The sequence below is a fragment of the Larkinella terrae genome, assembly GCF_009668025.1.
In the GTDB taxonomy this organism is placed as follows: domain Bacteria; phylum Bacteroidota; class Bacteroidia; order Cytophagales; family Spirosomataceae; genus Larkinella; species Larkinella terrae.
Map to the genome: position 1 here is coordinate 388,125 of NZ_WJXZ01000014.1, position 11,449 is coordinate 399,573.

Consider the following 11,449-nt stretch of genomic DNA (forward strand, 5'->3'; position numbering starts at 1 on the left):
ATGATTACAACTCCGCAAAAACCGGTTGGAGCCGGTTTTGCGGTGATTCATCGAAAATGGTCTCACCAATTTGCCGAATCCACTGGATTCCGCTAACATTGGTACAGAAAACCGAGTCGGCTTTGGTGAGAACGTCCGGCAAAAAAAGGCCCTGATGAACCGTCAGACCATGTTGGGGAGCCAGCCGAATCAGTTGCCGACGCAGAATTCCCTCGATGCAACCACTGTCGGGGGAAGGCGTAATGAGCTGATTGCCAATGAGCCAGAACAGGTTTGAAGCAATGCATTCGGACAAATGGCCGTGTGTATCCAGCAAAATCATGTCATCGGCCTGTTGCTTCTGCCTGGCAATTCCGGCCAGCACGTAAGGCAGGGCGTTGAGGGTTTTGTAAGCCGAAACCGGCGAAGGCGATAACCGGACGGCATCGAAAAAACCGACTGCGGTTTTTTCCGTGACGGCAAACGCTGACCCGGATCGGGCGGTAATCAGGAAATTGGTTTGGAAACTGGTCGGCGTGTATAGGCCACCGGGTTGCCGCCAGACCTGGAGTTTGATGCGGGCAGTCTGCTGGGTCAGGCCATTGAGGTGAAGAAGTTTGTGAATCTGAGGTAGCACTAAATCCCGGTCGAACCGGGGAGGAAGCCGGAGCGCAAGGGCGTCCATGCCGCGGGTGACCCGGTCGTAATGATCCGGCCAGAACCGGACTTCGTTTTGCTCGTAACGGAGGGTTTCAAACAAGCCGTCGCCGTATTGGAATGCCCGGTCATTTGGGGAAAGGCAAATGGCCTCTTCCGGCAGTACATCCCCGTTTAAAACCACGTTCATTTGTATTTTCACCGTTTATCTAAAATAATTCATCAGTACGCAAGATACTTTGTAACATTGAACAACCATGAAGCGATTTACAAATAACAACGGCCCGGCGATCCGGTTTAAGTTTACGATCCTGGCATCGCTACTGGGGCTTATCGTCAATGCAACGAATGCCCAGACAACCGTGCAGGGTAATCAGCCAGCTCCGGCAGCCCAGCGGTATTCGTTACGGCAGTGTATCGATATTGCGCTGCAAAACAACCTGCAGATCAAGCAGGGAGAGTTGAACGTGCAAAACAGTGAGTTGCTATACCGGCAGTCGAAATTGAATTTATTTCCTACTGTGAGCGGTTTTGCCAATCAGTCGTTCAGTTCAGGCCGAAATATCAACCCTGGTACCAACTCGTTTATTACCTCATCGGTTCGGTCAAACAATTACCAGCTTCAGGGACAAGCAACCGTATTCAACGGATTTGCCCTGCAAAATACGATCAAGCAGAACGATTTATTTTTGCAATCGACCGAGCAGAATTTGCGGGCTACCCAAAATAACGTTTCCATTCTCGTTGTGCAGAACTACCTGAACGTTCTGACGTATCAGGAACAACTCGATATTGCCCGTCGTCAAGTTGAAACAACCCGTGGTCAACTGGATCGCACAACGAAACTGGTTGATGCTGGTACGCTGGCTGAAGCCCAGCTTTACGATTTGCGGGCGCAGGTCGCCAATGATGAACTGGCGATTGTCAATGCGCAGAATAACCTGGATTTGGCAAAACTGGCGTTGTTACAGGCAATGAACCTGCCCGCCGGGAATAGCGGTGCACCAACACCCGGTACGCTGGAAGTGGAAAGATACCAACTTGATGATCCAACGTTGGAACCGTATTCCATTAGCGCTCAGCAAGTTTTTGAGACGGCTACTCAGTTTATGCCGGATGTGAAAGCCGCAGAACTCCGGGTTCAGAGTGATGCCGTGGGTGTAAAAGTGGCGAAAGCGGGTCTACTCCCGACTTTGACGTTAAGCGGTAGCATCAGTACCTTGTATTCAAATGTTGGTCTGCAAAAAAGGATTGCGGATGGACAAACCCAGACTCGTATCCCCATCATTCTGCCTGATGGGACTCAGACGGAAATCATTACCTTACAAGATAATTTTCGGTCAGAAAATTATACCTATGGAGAACAACTTAACAATAACCTGAACCGCGGGGCTTCTTTAAACTTGAATATCCCCATATTTGGACGCTTTCAGGCACGAAATCGAATTACGACTGCCATAATTACCCAGAAAACGTCAGAAATTAATGCGGACAATGTTAAGTTGACCCTCCGCCAGAATATCGAAACCGCTTATACCAACATGCTGGCGGCTTCCAATCGCTACCGGGCTACCCAGATTCAGGTGGAATCATTGGTGAAAGCATTCCAGGCCGCTGAAAGCCGGTTTAACGCCGGAGCCTTGAACTCGGTCGATTACAACATCGCCAAAAATAACCTGGATAAATCCAGGGCCAATCTGGTGCAGGCCAAGTATGATTACGTATTCCGGACCAAGATTCTAGACTTTTACCAAAATAAACCATTATCTTTTTAATGAATAATGAACAATGAAAAATGAATAATTTGCGGGCTCGTATGTAACCAGTCGATTACCCGCATGTTCATTCCGGTTCGCCGGTGTTCATATTCGTTATTCATTGTTCCTTGTTCATCTCTTATGAAACGTAAATCGAACCGCATCTGGTGGATACTGGGTGGTATTGTTATTCTGTTGGTAGGCGGATTGGTAGCCGCGAAGCAAACCGGCCTGATCGGTAAAGCAAAACCGGCTGAAGTTGATTTTACCGCAGTTAAAAAAGTAGACATCATCGAACGGGTAAGTGCTTCGGGTCGGGTGCAACCGGAAGTAGAGGTTAAAATCAGCCCGGATGTTTCAGGAGAAATCATTGCCTTATACGTTGCTGAAGGCGATTCGGTTAAACAGGGGCAATTGCTGCTTAAAATCCGCCCCGACAACTACGAGTCGCTGCTGGCCCGCGCCCGCGCTACCGTCAACTCCAGCCGGGCTCAATACCTGCAAACCAAGGCATTGGCCGCTCAGGGCCGCGCCCGCCTGATCCGCTCAAAAGCGAATTACGATCGGAACAAGAAACTGCTGGCCGACAAGGTCATTTCGGCCTCCGATTTTGAGCAGATCGAAGCCGATTATAACGTGGCCCAACAGGAAATCGAATCGACCGAGGCTAATGTAAAAGCCGCCGAGTTCAACGTTGCCGGTGCCGAAGCCGGTTTGCGCGATGCCACCGAAAACCTTCGCAAAACCACTATTTACGCGCCGGTAAACGGTACGGTATCCAAACTCAATGTCGAATTGGGCGAACGCGTCGTGGGAACGTCGCAGATGGCGGGTACGGAAATGCTCCGGATTGCCAACCTGAACAACATGGAAGTACGGGTGAACGTCAACGAAAACGACATCGTTCGGGTGAGCCTGGGCGATACGGCAGACATTGATGTGGATTCGTATTCGACCACCGGCCGGAAGTTCAAAGGAATTGTTACCGAAATCGCCAATACCGCCAACGGTCTGGCTGCCACCGGTACAACGGGCTCCACGTCGAGTATGTCGACGGATGCGGTCACGGAGTTCGAGGTGCGGATCAAGGTGCTGAACAGCTCGTATAAGGATTTGATGGCGAGCCGGGCTAAACGTACTTATCCGCTCAAACCGGGGATGACGGCTTCCGTTGAAGTCATCACCGACCGCCGTCCGGGCGTTCTGGCGGTTCCGATTGCCGCCGTTACCACGCGGGGAGCCGCTCAGGAAGCCATGAACCGCAATCCGAACGACGATAATAACGATAACAACAATGGGGGAAAACCGGCCAATCAGGCCCCGGCCAAAAAGGAGGAAGTTAAAGAAATCGTTTTTGTTCACCAGAATGGCAAAGTCGTACAGCGTGAAGTAAAAACCGGTATCAGCGATTTCGAAAATATCGAGATAAAATCAGGACTGAAAGCGGGTGAAGAAGTGGTATCCGGCCCCTTTATCGCGGTTTCGAAGCGTCTGAAAGATGGCGATCCCGTAGTCAAACACGATCCGGCTAAAGACAAGAAACCGGAAAAAACGGATCAATAACAACACTCGTGCGCGTCGATAGCGAACACGAAAACGCCTGCCCTGTTAAAAGGTGCAGGCGTTTTCGTATTTTGCGGCATCAAATGGCTTAGGCAAAAGAGAAAAGACAAGAGAATAGAGACGTAACCAATTGGCAGTCAAAAGTCTCATTTCGCTTGTCTTCCATCTATTTTCTCCACAAATTTATGAATCAACCCGCTCGGATTACCGTCGTGGGCGGTGGCAGTTGGGCCACTGCAATTATTAAAATTCTGTCGGAAGGAAATAACCACATTCGCTGGTGGCTGCGGAGCCAGCGCGATGCCGGTCATATTAAAAAATTCCACCACAATCCCAGTTACCTCAGCGACGTGCAAATCAGCCCGCGCAAGGTTCGGGTGTGCACGAAAATCAAAGACGCCCTGAGCGACAGTCAATACATTATTCTGGCGGTTCCGGCGGCTTTTATTGGCGATGCGTTGCAGGGCGTGAAACCGGAACAACTCGCCGGAAAAAGCATCATATCAGCCATTAAAGGCATGATTCCCGGTAAAAATCAGTTGGTGACCGACTGGGCCGAACAGGAGTTTGGCGTTCCGGCCGATCGGGTTGCGGTGATTGCCGGGCCTTGTCACGCCGAAGAAGTGGCACTCGAAAAACAGTCCTACCTGACCATCGCTTCGCAGGATCTGGCATTTGCTTCGGAAGTGGCCCAGTTCCTCAACGGACGCTTTGTCCAGACCTCTCCGCTTGACGATATTTACGGGGTAGAATACTGCGCGGTGATGAAAAACATCATTGCGCTGGCTTGTGGAATGACGCACGGTTTGGGTTACGGCGATAATTTTCAGGCGGTTTTAGTCTCCAACGCCATGCAGGAAATCCGGCGGTTTGTCGACAAGGTGTATCCGATGCAACGCGACCTGAGTGCGTCGGCGTACCTGGGTGATTTGCTCGTTACGGCCTATTCGCCCTTCAGCCGGAACCGGACGTTTGGGCACCTGATCGGGCGCGGCTACAACGTGCAGTCGGCACAGATGGAGATGAACATGATTGCGGAAGGGTATTACGCCGTCAAAAGCATTTACGAAATCAATCGGCAACATGGTGTCCGGATGCCGATTATGGAGATGGTGTATACGGTTTTATACGAAAAAACGTCACCGGTTCTGGCAACGAATGCGTTAAAAACCGTCCTGAAATAACGTACCCACGGTTGGACGGCCGTGGCCGTCCATCAGAGAAAGCTCCGGATTTTGGCGGCTATTTCCGTGAATTCTTCCGGACTCAATTTCAGCTTGTTATTGAAATTCATGTCGGCCATGCTGTTCAGCGGGATCAGGTGAACGTGGGCGTGGGGCACTTCCAGGCCAACGACGGCTACGCCAATGCGTTTACAGGGAACGGCTTTTTCGATAGCGGGCGCAATCTGTTTGGCAAACTTCATCAGTCCGGCGTACAGATCGTCGTCGAGGTCGAACAGGTAATCGATTTCCTGCTTAGGAATGACCAGCGTGTGTCCTTTTGCGGCCGGAAAGACGTCGAGGAAGGCCAGGTAATCGTCGGTTTCGGCAATTTTATAAGCCGGAATTTCACCATTGACGATACGGGAGAAGATGGAAGGCATGGGCGTTAAATGAACAATGAACAATTAATAATGAACAATGAATAGTTGGTTCTCAGAAACTTTCATTGTTCATTATTAATTGTTCATTTAAAAAACTATCGTCCAATTTCGAGTACTTCGAATTCAATGGTTCCGGCGGGTACTTTTATTTCGGTCGTGTCGCCGACTTTTTTGCCCAGCAGTCCTTTCCCGATAGGAGAACCAACAGAAATCCGGCCCAGTTTCAAATCTGCTTCTTCTTCCGAAACCAGCGTATACGTCATCGTAGCGCCATTTTTTCGATTTTTGATCTTCACCGTCGATAAAACGGATACGAGCGAAGCGTCAATCGACGATTCGTCCAGCAGCCGGGCATTGGAAACAATTTCTTCCATTTTGGAAATCTTCATTTCAAGCAGACCCTGGGCATCTTTTGCCGCGTCATACTCGGCATTTTCGCTCAGGTCACCCTTATCGCGCGCTTCAGCAATCTGGCGGGACATGTCGCTCCGTCCCTTGGTTTTCAGATCGTTCAGTTCGGCTTTCAGCCGGTTTAGACCTTCTTCAGTGTAATACGAAATTTTACCCATGTTACATCTACTCTATAATTTTCTTTGCCTTTGGTTTCGCTGTCCCAAGACCCTACAAATCCTGCTGTGGCCGATTATCAGGGGTAACTGGCCACAAAAAAGAAAAGAACGGTTCGCTGACCGTTCTCCATACAAAATCTTGTTTCTTTGTAGGAAGCGTCAGGAGCCTTTCTGCGGAATTGTATGTATAGCTGTTCGACTAACCATAGTGGAACTCAGGAAGACAAAAATAACAATTCTGTGGCATTCTCCCAATGCCCTAATCAGCAATTCGAGCAAATAACTAGTTACGGTTTTGAGAAGTGAATCTTTTCGTATTGTATTTATGGGCACGCCCGATTTTGCGGTGGCCAGCCTGAATAAACTGCTGGAAGACGGTTGTCAGGTTGTGGCTGTCGTAACGGCGCCCGACCGGCCTTCGGGGCGGGGGCAGCAACTGACCGAATCGCCGGTGAAACGCGCTGCGGTAGCTGCTGGCATCCCGGTTTTGCAGCCGGAAAAACTGCGCGATCCGGCATTTTTGGATAATTTGAAAAGTTACCAGGCTGATTTACAGGTAGTCGTTGCGTTTCGAATGTTACCGGAAGTGGTTTGGGCTATGCCCCGCATTGGTACGTTCAACCTGCATGCTTCGTTGCTTCCACAGTATCGGGGGGCAGCGCCCATCAACTGGGCGGTGATCAACGGTGAAAAAGAAACCGGAGCAACCACGTTCTTTATCGAAAAAGAAATCGATACCGGGCAGATGATTTTTCAGGAAACTGAGCCCATTCATCCGCATGACACCGCCGGAACCCTTCACGACCGGTTGATGGAAAAAGGCGCTGCGCTGGTCCTGAAAACCGTTCGCGCGATTGAAACGGGGGGGTATCCGCGAAAACCGCAGCCTCAGGTTGGCGAACTGAAATTGGCCCCGAAAATTCACCGGGAGACCTGCGAGATCAACTGGTTTCAATCCGCCGAAGCTGTCCGGAATTTTGTGCGGGGAATGTCGCCGTACCCAACGGCCTGGACGAAGATTAATGACAAGATTTACAAGATCTACGCCGTTTCGTTTGCCGATCATTCGCCGATTCCTGCCGAACCGGGTGAAGCCTGGTCCGATGGCAAAAAGACGTTATTGATTAAAGCGGCCGACAGCTGGCTGTCGGTGGATGAATTACAGGCCGAAGGAAAGCGGAAAATGGTAGTTGAAGAATATTTTCGGGGGAATAAAATCTGAACAATGCTGATTAGTTTAATTGCCGCAGTGGCCGAAAATGGGGTTATTGGCCAGGATAATGAGTTGGTCTGGCACCTGCCCGACGATTTTAAATATTTTAAACAAACCACCTCAGGACACCCGGTTTTGATGGGCCGGAAAACGTTCGAATCGCTCGGAAAACCGCTGCCAAACCGCCTGAACGTGGTCATTACCCGTAATCCGGCGTTTCATCCCGAAGGTGCTGTGATCGTCGATTCGCTGGAAAAAGCGATGGAGGAAGCCCGAAAAACCGGTATTGCCGAAGCTTTTGTCATTGGCGGTGCCGAAATCTATCGCCAGGCCATTGCTTCTGCCGACCGGCTTTACCTGACCGAGGTGAAGGCTTCGTATGAAGGCGACGCGAAATTCCCGGATTTTGATAAAACCGTCTGGCAGGAAATCAGTCGACGGCCTCACCCGGCCGATGACCGGCACGCGGTGCCCTTTGATTTTGTGATCTGGGAGCGAAAGCCGTAGCTTCTAGCGTAATAAACTGAGTTTAAATGTAAAACCGGGTAGAGTATCTTCGCCGGACAAGACGTTATTAAAACCCTGAACCACCTGTACCGAACCGTCGGTTCGGTAAATCCGGACGGTTTCGGTTTTCGGATCGATCAGCCAGGCCAGGCGGCAACCGTTGTCGATGTATTCGCGCATCTTGTCTTCCGCCATTCTCAAGACGTCGGTTTCACTCATTAGTTCAACCAGAAATTCAGGACAAAGTGGTGGAAACTTGCGCTTCTGTTCCAATGTTAGCTGGTTCCATTGTTTCTGGCTAACCCAGGCAACATCAGGTGATCGGTCTGCGCCATTGGGTAATTTGAAACCAGTAGACGAGTCGAAAACGAGTCCCAGTTGTGTTTCGTCCGACCAGATATCTAAACGTGAAGTCAATTTAGTATTTCTACGACCTGTTTCTCCACCAGTAAGGGCCATAATCTCAATATTACCGTTGGAATTTCTCTCAAATTTGACATCTGGATTTTCCTGACAGAAATGGTAGAATTCATCATCGGTCATGGAACGAAGACGTTCAGACAAATCTGTGCCAGACGGTAAATGCGTGATTTCAATTGGCAAGGTCAATTTCATAAAACCCCAACAGTTGTTTAATCAAATATATCAAATTATCCCTTCATAAACCGGATCACGGCCACTTCGGCGAGCAGAAAAACCAGCGCGGCAATCACGAAGTACTTCCAGAGATTCGTGCCCAGATTCTGCTGGCGCAGTTCTTCCACAAAATCATCGTCCTGAATGCTGTCGAAAATTTCGACGTTGGGCTGGTTGGCAAAAATCCGCCGGAGCTCATCGGGTTTATAAAATTCCATCTGCGACTCCCGGTTTCCATGGTTGAACGCCAGCAGTTTTTCGGTTTTGTCATTCAACTGCAATTCGTAATACCCGGACGCCAGTTGCTGACCGTCGTTAAGCTGGTTACTTTTTGGCAACTCTATCAGCAACTGCTGTCCATTGACGCGCTGGACGGGAATAATTTCCAGCTTGTCGCGCTTCAGTTTATAAACCGCATTGGGTGAGGCATTGGTAACCGGCACTTCGATGGTGTTGTCGTCGAATGAATAAGCCGTGCGCTCCGGGCGCACGCTCAGTGCGGCAATTTTGTACATAATAGGCACAAACAAAGCGTGTTGCGCCAGATTTCCGTACTCGGCACTTAATGGACTGCCAAAAATATAAACCTGTCCACTCGTCAAGCCCCCGACTCTGGATTGCGTCAGGAAGGGGACGCCATTGCGCAGGGTCAACAGCCGCTCGCCCACAACCCGCCATTGCCAGACCGGCACCGCATTCGGCAGGTTTTCGATGCCCTGTTGATTGGTTTGCTCAAAAATATCGCGGAAGAACGGATTCTGGCGGTTGGGTGCTGAAAGCGGTTGTTGCGGGGGCAGGGGAAGAGCCTGCGTCTGTAAACCGCCAACTCCCAAACCCGCAAAAAACGACGACCAGGCGGCTGCGTCCGGCGTTGGCGGGGGAATGATAGCCAGGCTACCTCCCTGGCGCACAAACCGTTCCAGTTCGCTTCGCAGCGTGCCATTGACCTGGTTGACGCCCTCCAGCACCACCAGATCAGCGGTTTTTAACTGGCCGACGTCCACGTTTTGCGCACTGAAACTCCGGCGGACAAACAAACTGTCGTTGCCGTACACATTTTCGATGTAATTGGCGTCGGTTTTCTGATCATACAAATGCAAAACCCGAATGGAAGGAGATGCCTGAATGACAAAGTAATATTCGTTATCGAACGTAATCGGGTAATCCTCGAACGTGATACGCCCCCGTCGGAAGCCCTTCTGGGTAACATTAAAATTGAGCGTAGCCGTGGCGGTTCCTTTGCCCGGCAGGGTGACGGATGCCGTTGAGACCTGCGTCTGGTCGATAAAAAGTTTAATGGGAAAATTACGAACCGATTCCTCCCCGCTGTTGCGGACGCGGACGTTGAGAGTGTTGTTCTGAAGCTCGCGGATGAAGGGCGTGCTGAGCCAGACCGAATCGACGAAAACGTTTTTGGTGGGCTGGGTTTCCAGCGGAACCAGAAAAAGCCGGTTGGTCGTGTCAATTTTTAGCCGGGAAAGATCACCGGCGGTACTTTTCTGAAAATCAGAAAACCAGAACAACTGATTGGGGCCGGTCGGGTTGTGCGACGCCAACAGGTTAAGTTGTCGGCGGTAGACGTCGGGTAAGGAGCGGGGCGTATGGGCAAACCGCACCGTAGTAACGCGGTCGCGCAGAGCCTCGGCGGTTCCGACGGTTTGCTCCTGGCTGCTAAAATCGTTGGTAACCAGCTGTAGCGAAGTGGCATTTCGGAACAATCCCAGAAGCTGATCCAGTTTGCTGGTGGCAATGTCCAGGTACCGCTTCTGATTGGCCTCATTCTGCATGCTGTACGAATTATCGAGATACAGGCTCGTTAACCCCGTTCGCGACAGACCCAGTTTACTTTTGCTGGGCAGAAAAGGTTGCGCAAAGGCCAGTACCAGGCAGATGACAAATAACGTCCGGAACAGCAGAATCAGATAATGCTTCAACCGCCGGAACGACTTGGTTTCGGTCTGGACTGTACGCAGCAGGGCGACGTTGGTAAAAAATACCCGACGCGTCCGGCGAAAATTAAAGAGGTGTATGGCAACAGGGACAGAAACCGCCAACAGCCCAAACAGAAAGGTAGGATATAGAAAACTCATTCAAACAGGTCGCTGTAGCGATTATTTTCTTTAATAACGGCCAAATAAAACAATGTTGTTCTGGTTATAACGAATTTAGCAAGAATAGCATACGGATAACACCAATCGGCCACTTTTACTCGGATAAATCAGCCGAAGCCAGTTTTATGCCCCGGTTTCGATGCTGTAGAAAGCCTCCTGCGTTTGTAACACATCCGTATACGTAATCGAGCCGGTTTGGTCGCCGACGGTGGTGAATTCCCGAACGGGGGTATGCCCAACAATCTGATGCCAGCCCGGCAGATAGTCCGTCGAAGTTTCCCGTTTGTCGGCCCAGACGGGGCCCCCGGCTTCATCGTTACCGCCCCGCAGGTAACTGACGTCAAACAGGGCCGTCCGCAGCATTCGGTCTTCGTGCATTTCGTTCATCACCTTTGCCAGCTCCAGTTGATCCAGCGATTGCAAATTTAGTTCCAGTTTTGAGCCCAAATCTCCTTTCGGCACATGCGCCAGCCAGCGATTGGATACACCGGCGTGGGTAAACAAATAGGATTCTACCTGATACGCAATTTGAAACAGTGATTGGTGCTCGGTAAACAGACCCGTCAGTGCTGCTTGCATGGAAGGCCGAAAACCGGAACAGCGGTAATGCGGGAAATGCATGTACTGCGCGTCGTGGTTACCGATCAGCAGCACAATTTTATCGGGATGAAGCTGTTTAAGCCGGATGATTTGTTGCAGATTTTCTAAAATAACCTCATCACTTAAATCATAACTATCGGTATAGTCGCCTAAAAAGATCACTTTATCGTAACAGTCGACATCAATTCGAAGCCAATTGCCGCGCCCGTGGAGGTCAGAGACAGAAATAATTTTCATTACCTACCAATATA

The 11,449-nt window shown here is 50.3% G+C and carries 11 protein-coding genes; 5 read left to right on the plus strand and 6 right to left on the minus strand.

The window, feature by feature from the left end; all coding sequences use genetic code 11:
* Positions 1-4: 4 nt before the first annotated feature.
* Complete coding sequence (locus GJJ30_RS23500) at positions 5-826, minus strand: aminotransferase class IV (protein WP_154177634.1); 822 nt, start codon at positions 824-826, stop codon at positions 5-7.
* 67 nt (positions 827-893) lie between these two features.
* Between GJJ30_RS23500 and GJJ30_RS23505 the strand changes: the two genes are divergently transcribed.
* The 3 genes from GJJ30_RS23505 (at position 894) to GJJ30_RS23515 (ending at position 5,140) form a co-directional block, all read left to right on the plus strand.
* Positions 894-2,411 carry a TolC family protein gene (locus GJJ30_RS23505; protein ID WP_154177635.1) on the plus strand — a complete coding sequence of 506 codons (1,518 nt, stop codon included), beginning with the start codon at positions 894-896 and terminating at the stop codon, positions 2,409-2,411.
* A 123-nt stretch (positions 2,412-2,534) separates the two neighbouring features.
* The gene (locus GJJ30_RS23510) at positions 2,535-3,956 is read left to right on the plus strand and encodes an efflux RND transporter periplasmic adaptor subunit (RefSeq protein ID WP_154177636.1); all 1,422 of its coding nucleotides are present in this window, start codon (positions 2,535-2,537) and stop codon (positions 3,954-3,956) included.
* A gap of 185 nt (positions 3,957-4,141) precedes the next feature.
* Positions 4,142-5,140 (plus strand): NAD(P)H-dependent glycerol-3-phosphate dehydrogenase, encoded by a 999-nt coding sequence (locus GJJ30_RS23515; RefSeq protein ID WP_154177637.1) that lies wholly within the window; start codon positions 4,142-4,144, stop codon positions 5,138-5,140.
* A 32-nt stretch (positions 5,141-5,172) separates the two neighbouring features.
* Here the strand turns inward: GJJ30_RS23515 and GJJ30_RS23520 are convergent, their stop codons facing one another.
* Together GJJ30_RS23520 and greA are read right to left on the minus strand one after the other, a co-directional pair.
* Complete coding sequence (locus GJJ30_RS23520) at positions 5,173-5,562, minus strand: HIT family protein (protein ID WP_154177638.1); 390 nt, start codon at positions 5,560-5,562, stop codon at positions 5,173-5,175.
* Positions 5,563-5,657: 95 nt separating this feature from the next.
* Positions 5,658-6,131: a transcription elongation factor GreA gene (gene greA, locus GJJ30_RS23525; RefSeq protein ID WP_124878065.1), complete on the minus strand. Its 474-nt coding sequence runs from the start codon at positions 6,129-6,131 to the stop codon at positions 5,658-5,660.
* A gap of 295 nt (positions 6,132-6,426) precedes the next feature.
* On the opposite strand from greA, the gene fmt reads away from it, so the two are divergent.
* Both fmt and GJJ30_RS23535 read left to right on the plus strand, forming a co-directional pair.
* Positions 6,427-7,353, plus strand: coding sequence for a methionyl-tRNA formyltransferase (gene fmt, locus GJJ30_RS23530; protein ID WP_262885385.1), 927 nt, complete (start codon positions 6,427-6,429; stop codon positions 7,351-7,353).
* A 3-nt stretch (positions 7,354-7,356) separates the two neighbouring features.
* A complete protein-coding gene (locus tag GJJ30_RS23535) occupies positions 7,357-7,851 on the plus strand; it encodes a dihydrofolate reductase (RefSeq protein ID WP_154177640.1) in 495 nt (164 codons plus the stop codon).
* Between the two features lie 3 nt (positions 7,852-7,854).
* Here GJJ30_RS23535 and GJJ30_RS23540 read toward each other — a convergent pair whose 3' ends face one another.
* The 3 genes from GJJ30_RS23540 to GJJ30_RS23550 form a co-directional block, all read right to left on the minus strand.
* Entirely contained in the window at positions 7,855-8,466 is a 612-nt protein-coding gene (locus tag GJJ30_RS23540; RefSeq protein ID WP_154177641.1) for a Uma2 family endonuclease, read from the minus strand.
* 35 nt (positions 8,467-8,501) lie between these two features.
* A complete protein-coding gene (locus tag GJJ30_RS23545; protein ID WP_154177642.1) occupies positions 8,502-10,577 on the minus strand; it encodes a BatA domain-containing protein in 2,076 nt (691 codons plus the stop codon).
* A gap of 144 nt (positions 10,578-10,721) precedes the next feature.
* A complete protein-coding gene (locus tag GJJ30_RS23550; RefSeq protein WP_154177643.1) occupies positions 10,722-11,435 on the minus strand; it encodes a metallophosphoesterase in 714 nt (237 codons plus the stop codon).
* Positions 11,436-11,449 lie beyond the last annotated feature (14 nt).

Coding starts and splice junctions, on each gene's coding strand:
- GJJ30_RS23535 (WP_154177640.1), top strand. CDS start 7,357: ATGCTGATTAGTTTAATTGCCGCAGTGGCCGAAAATGGGGTTATTGGC.
- GJJ30_RS23510 (WP_154177636.1), top strand. CDS start 2,535: ATGAAACGTAAATCGAACCGCATCTGGTGGATACTGGGTGGTATTGTT.
- greA (WP_124878065.1), bottom strand. CDS start 6,131: ATGGGTAAAATTTCGTATTACACTGAAGAAGGTCTAAACCGGCTGAAA.
- GJJ30_RS23540 (WP_154177641.1), bottom strand. CDS start 8,466: ATGAAATTGACCTTGCCAATTGAAATCACGCATTTACCGTCTGGCACA.
- GJJ30_RS23550 (WP_154177643.1), bottom strand. CDS start 11,435: ATGAAAATTATTTCTGTCTCTGACCTCCACGGGCGCGGCAATTGGCTT.
- GJJ30_RS23520 (WP_154177638.1), bottom strand. CDS start 5,562: ATGCCTTCCATCTTCTCCCGTATCGTCAATGGTGAAATTCCGGCTTAT.
- GJJ30_RS23500 (WP_154177634.1), bottom strand. CDS start 826: ATGAACGTGGTTTTAAACGGGGATGTACTGCCGGAAGAGGCCATTTGC.
- GJJ30_RS23515 (WP_154177637.1), top strand. CDS start 4,142: ATGAATCAACCCGCTCGGATTACCGTCGTGGGCGGTGGCAGTTGGGCC.
- GJJ30_RS23545 (WP_154177642.1), bottom strand. CDS start 10,577: ATGAGTTTTCTATATCCTACCTTTCTGTTTGGGCTGTTGGCGGTTTCT.
- GJJ30_RS23505 (WP_154177635.1), top strand. CDS start 894: ATGAAGCGATTTACAAATAACAACGGCCCGGCGATCCGGTTTAAGTTT.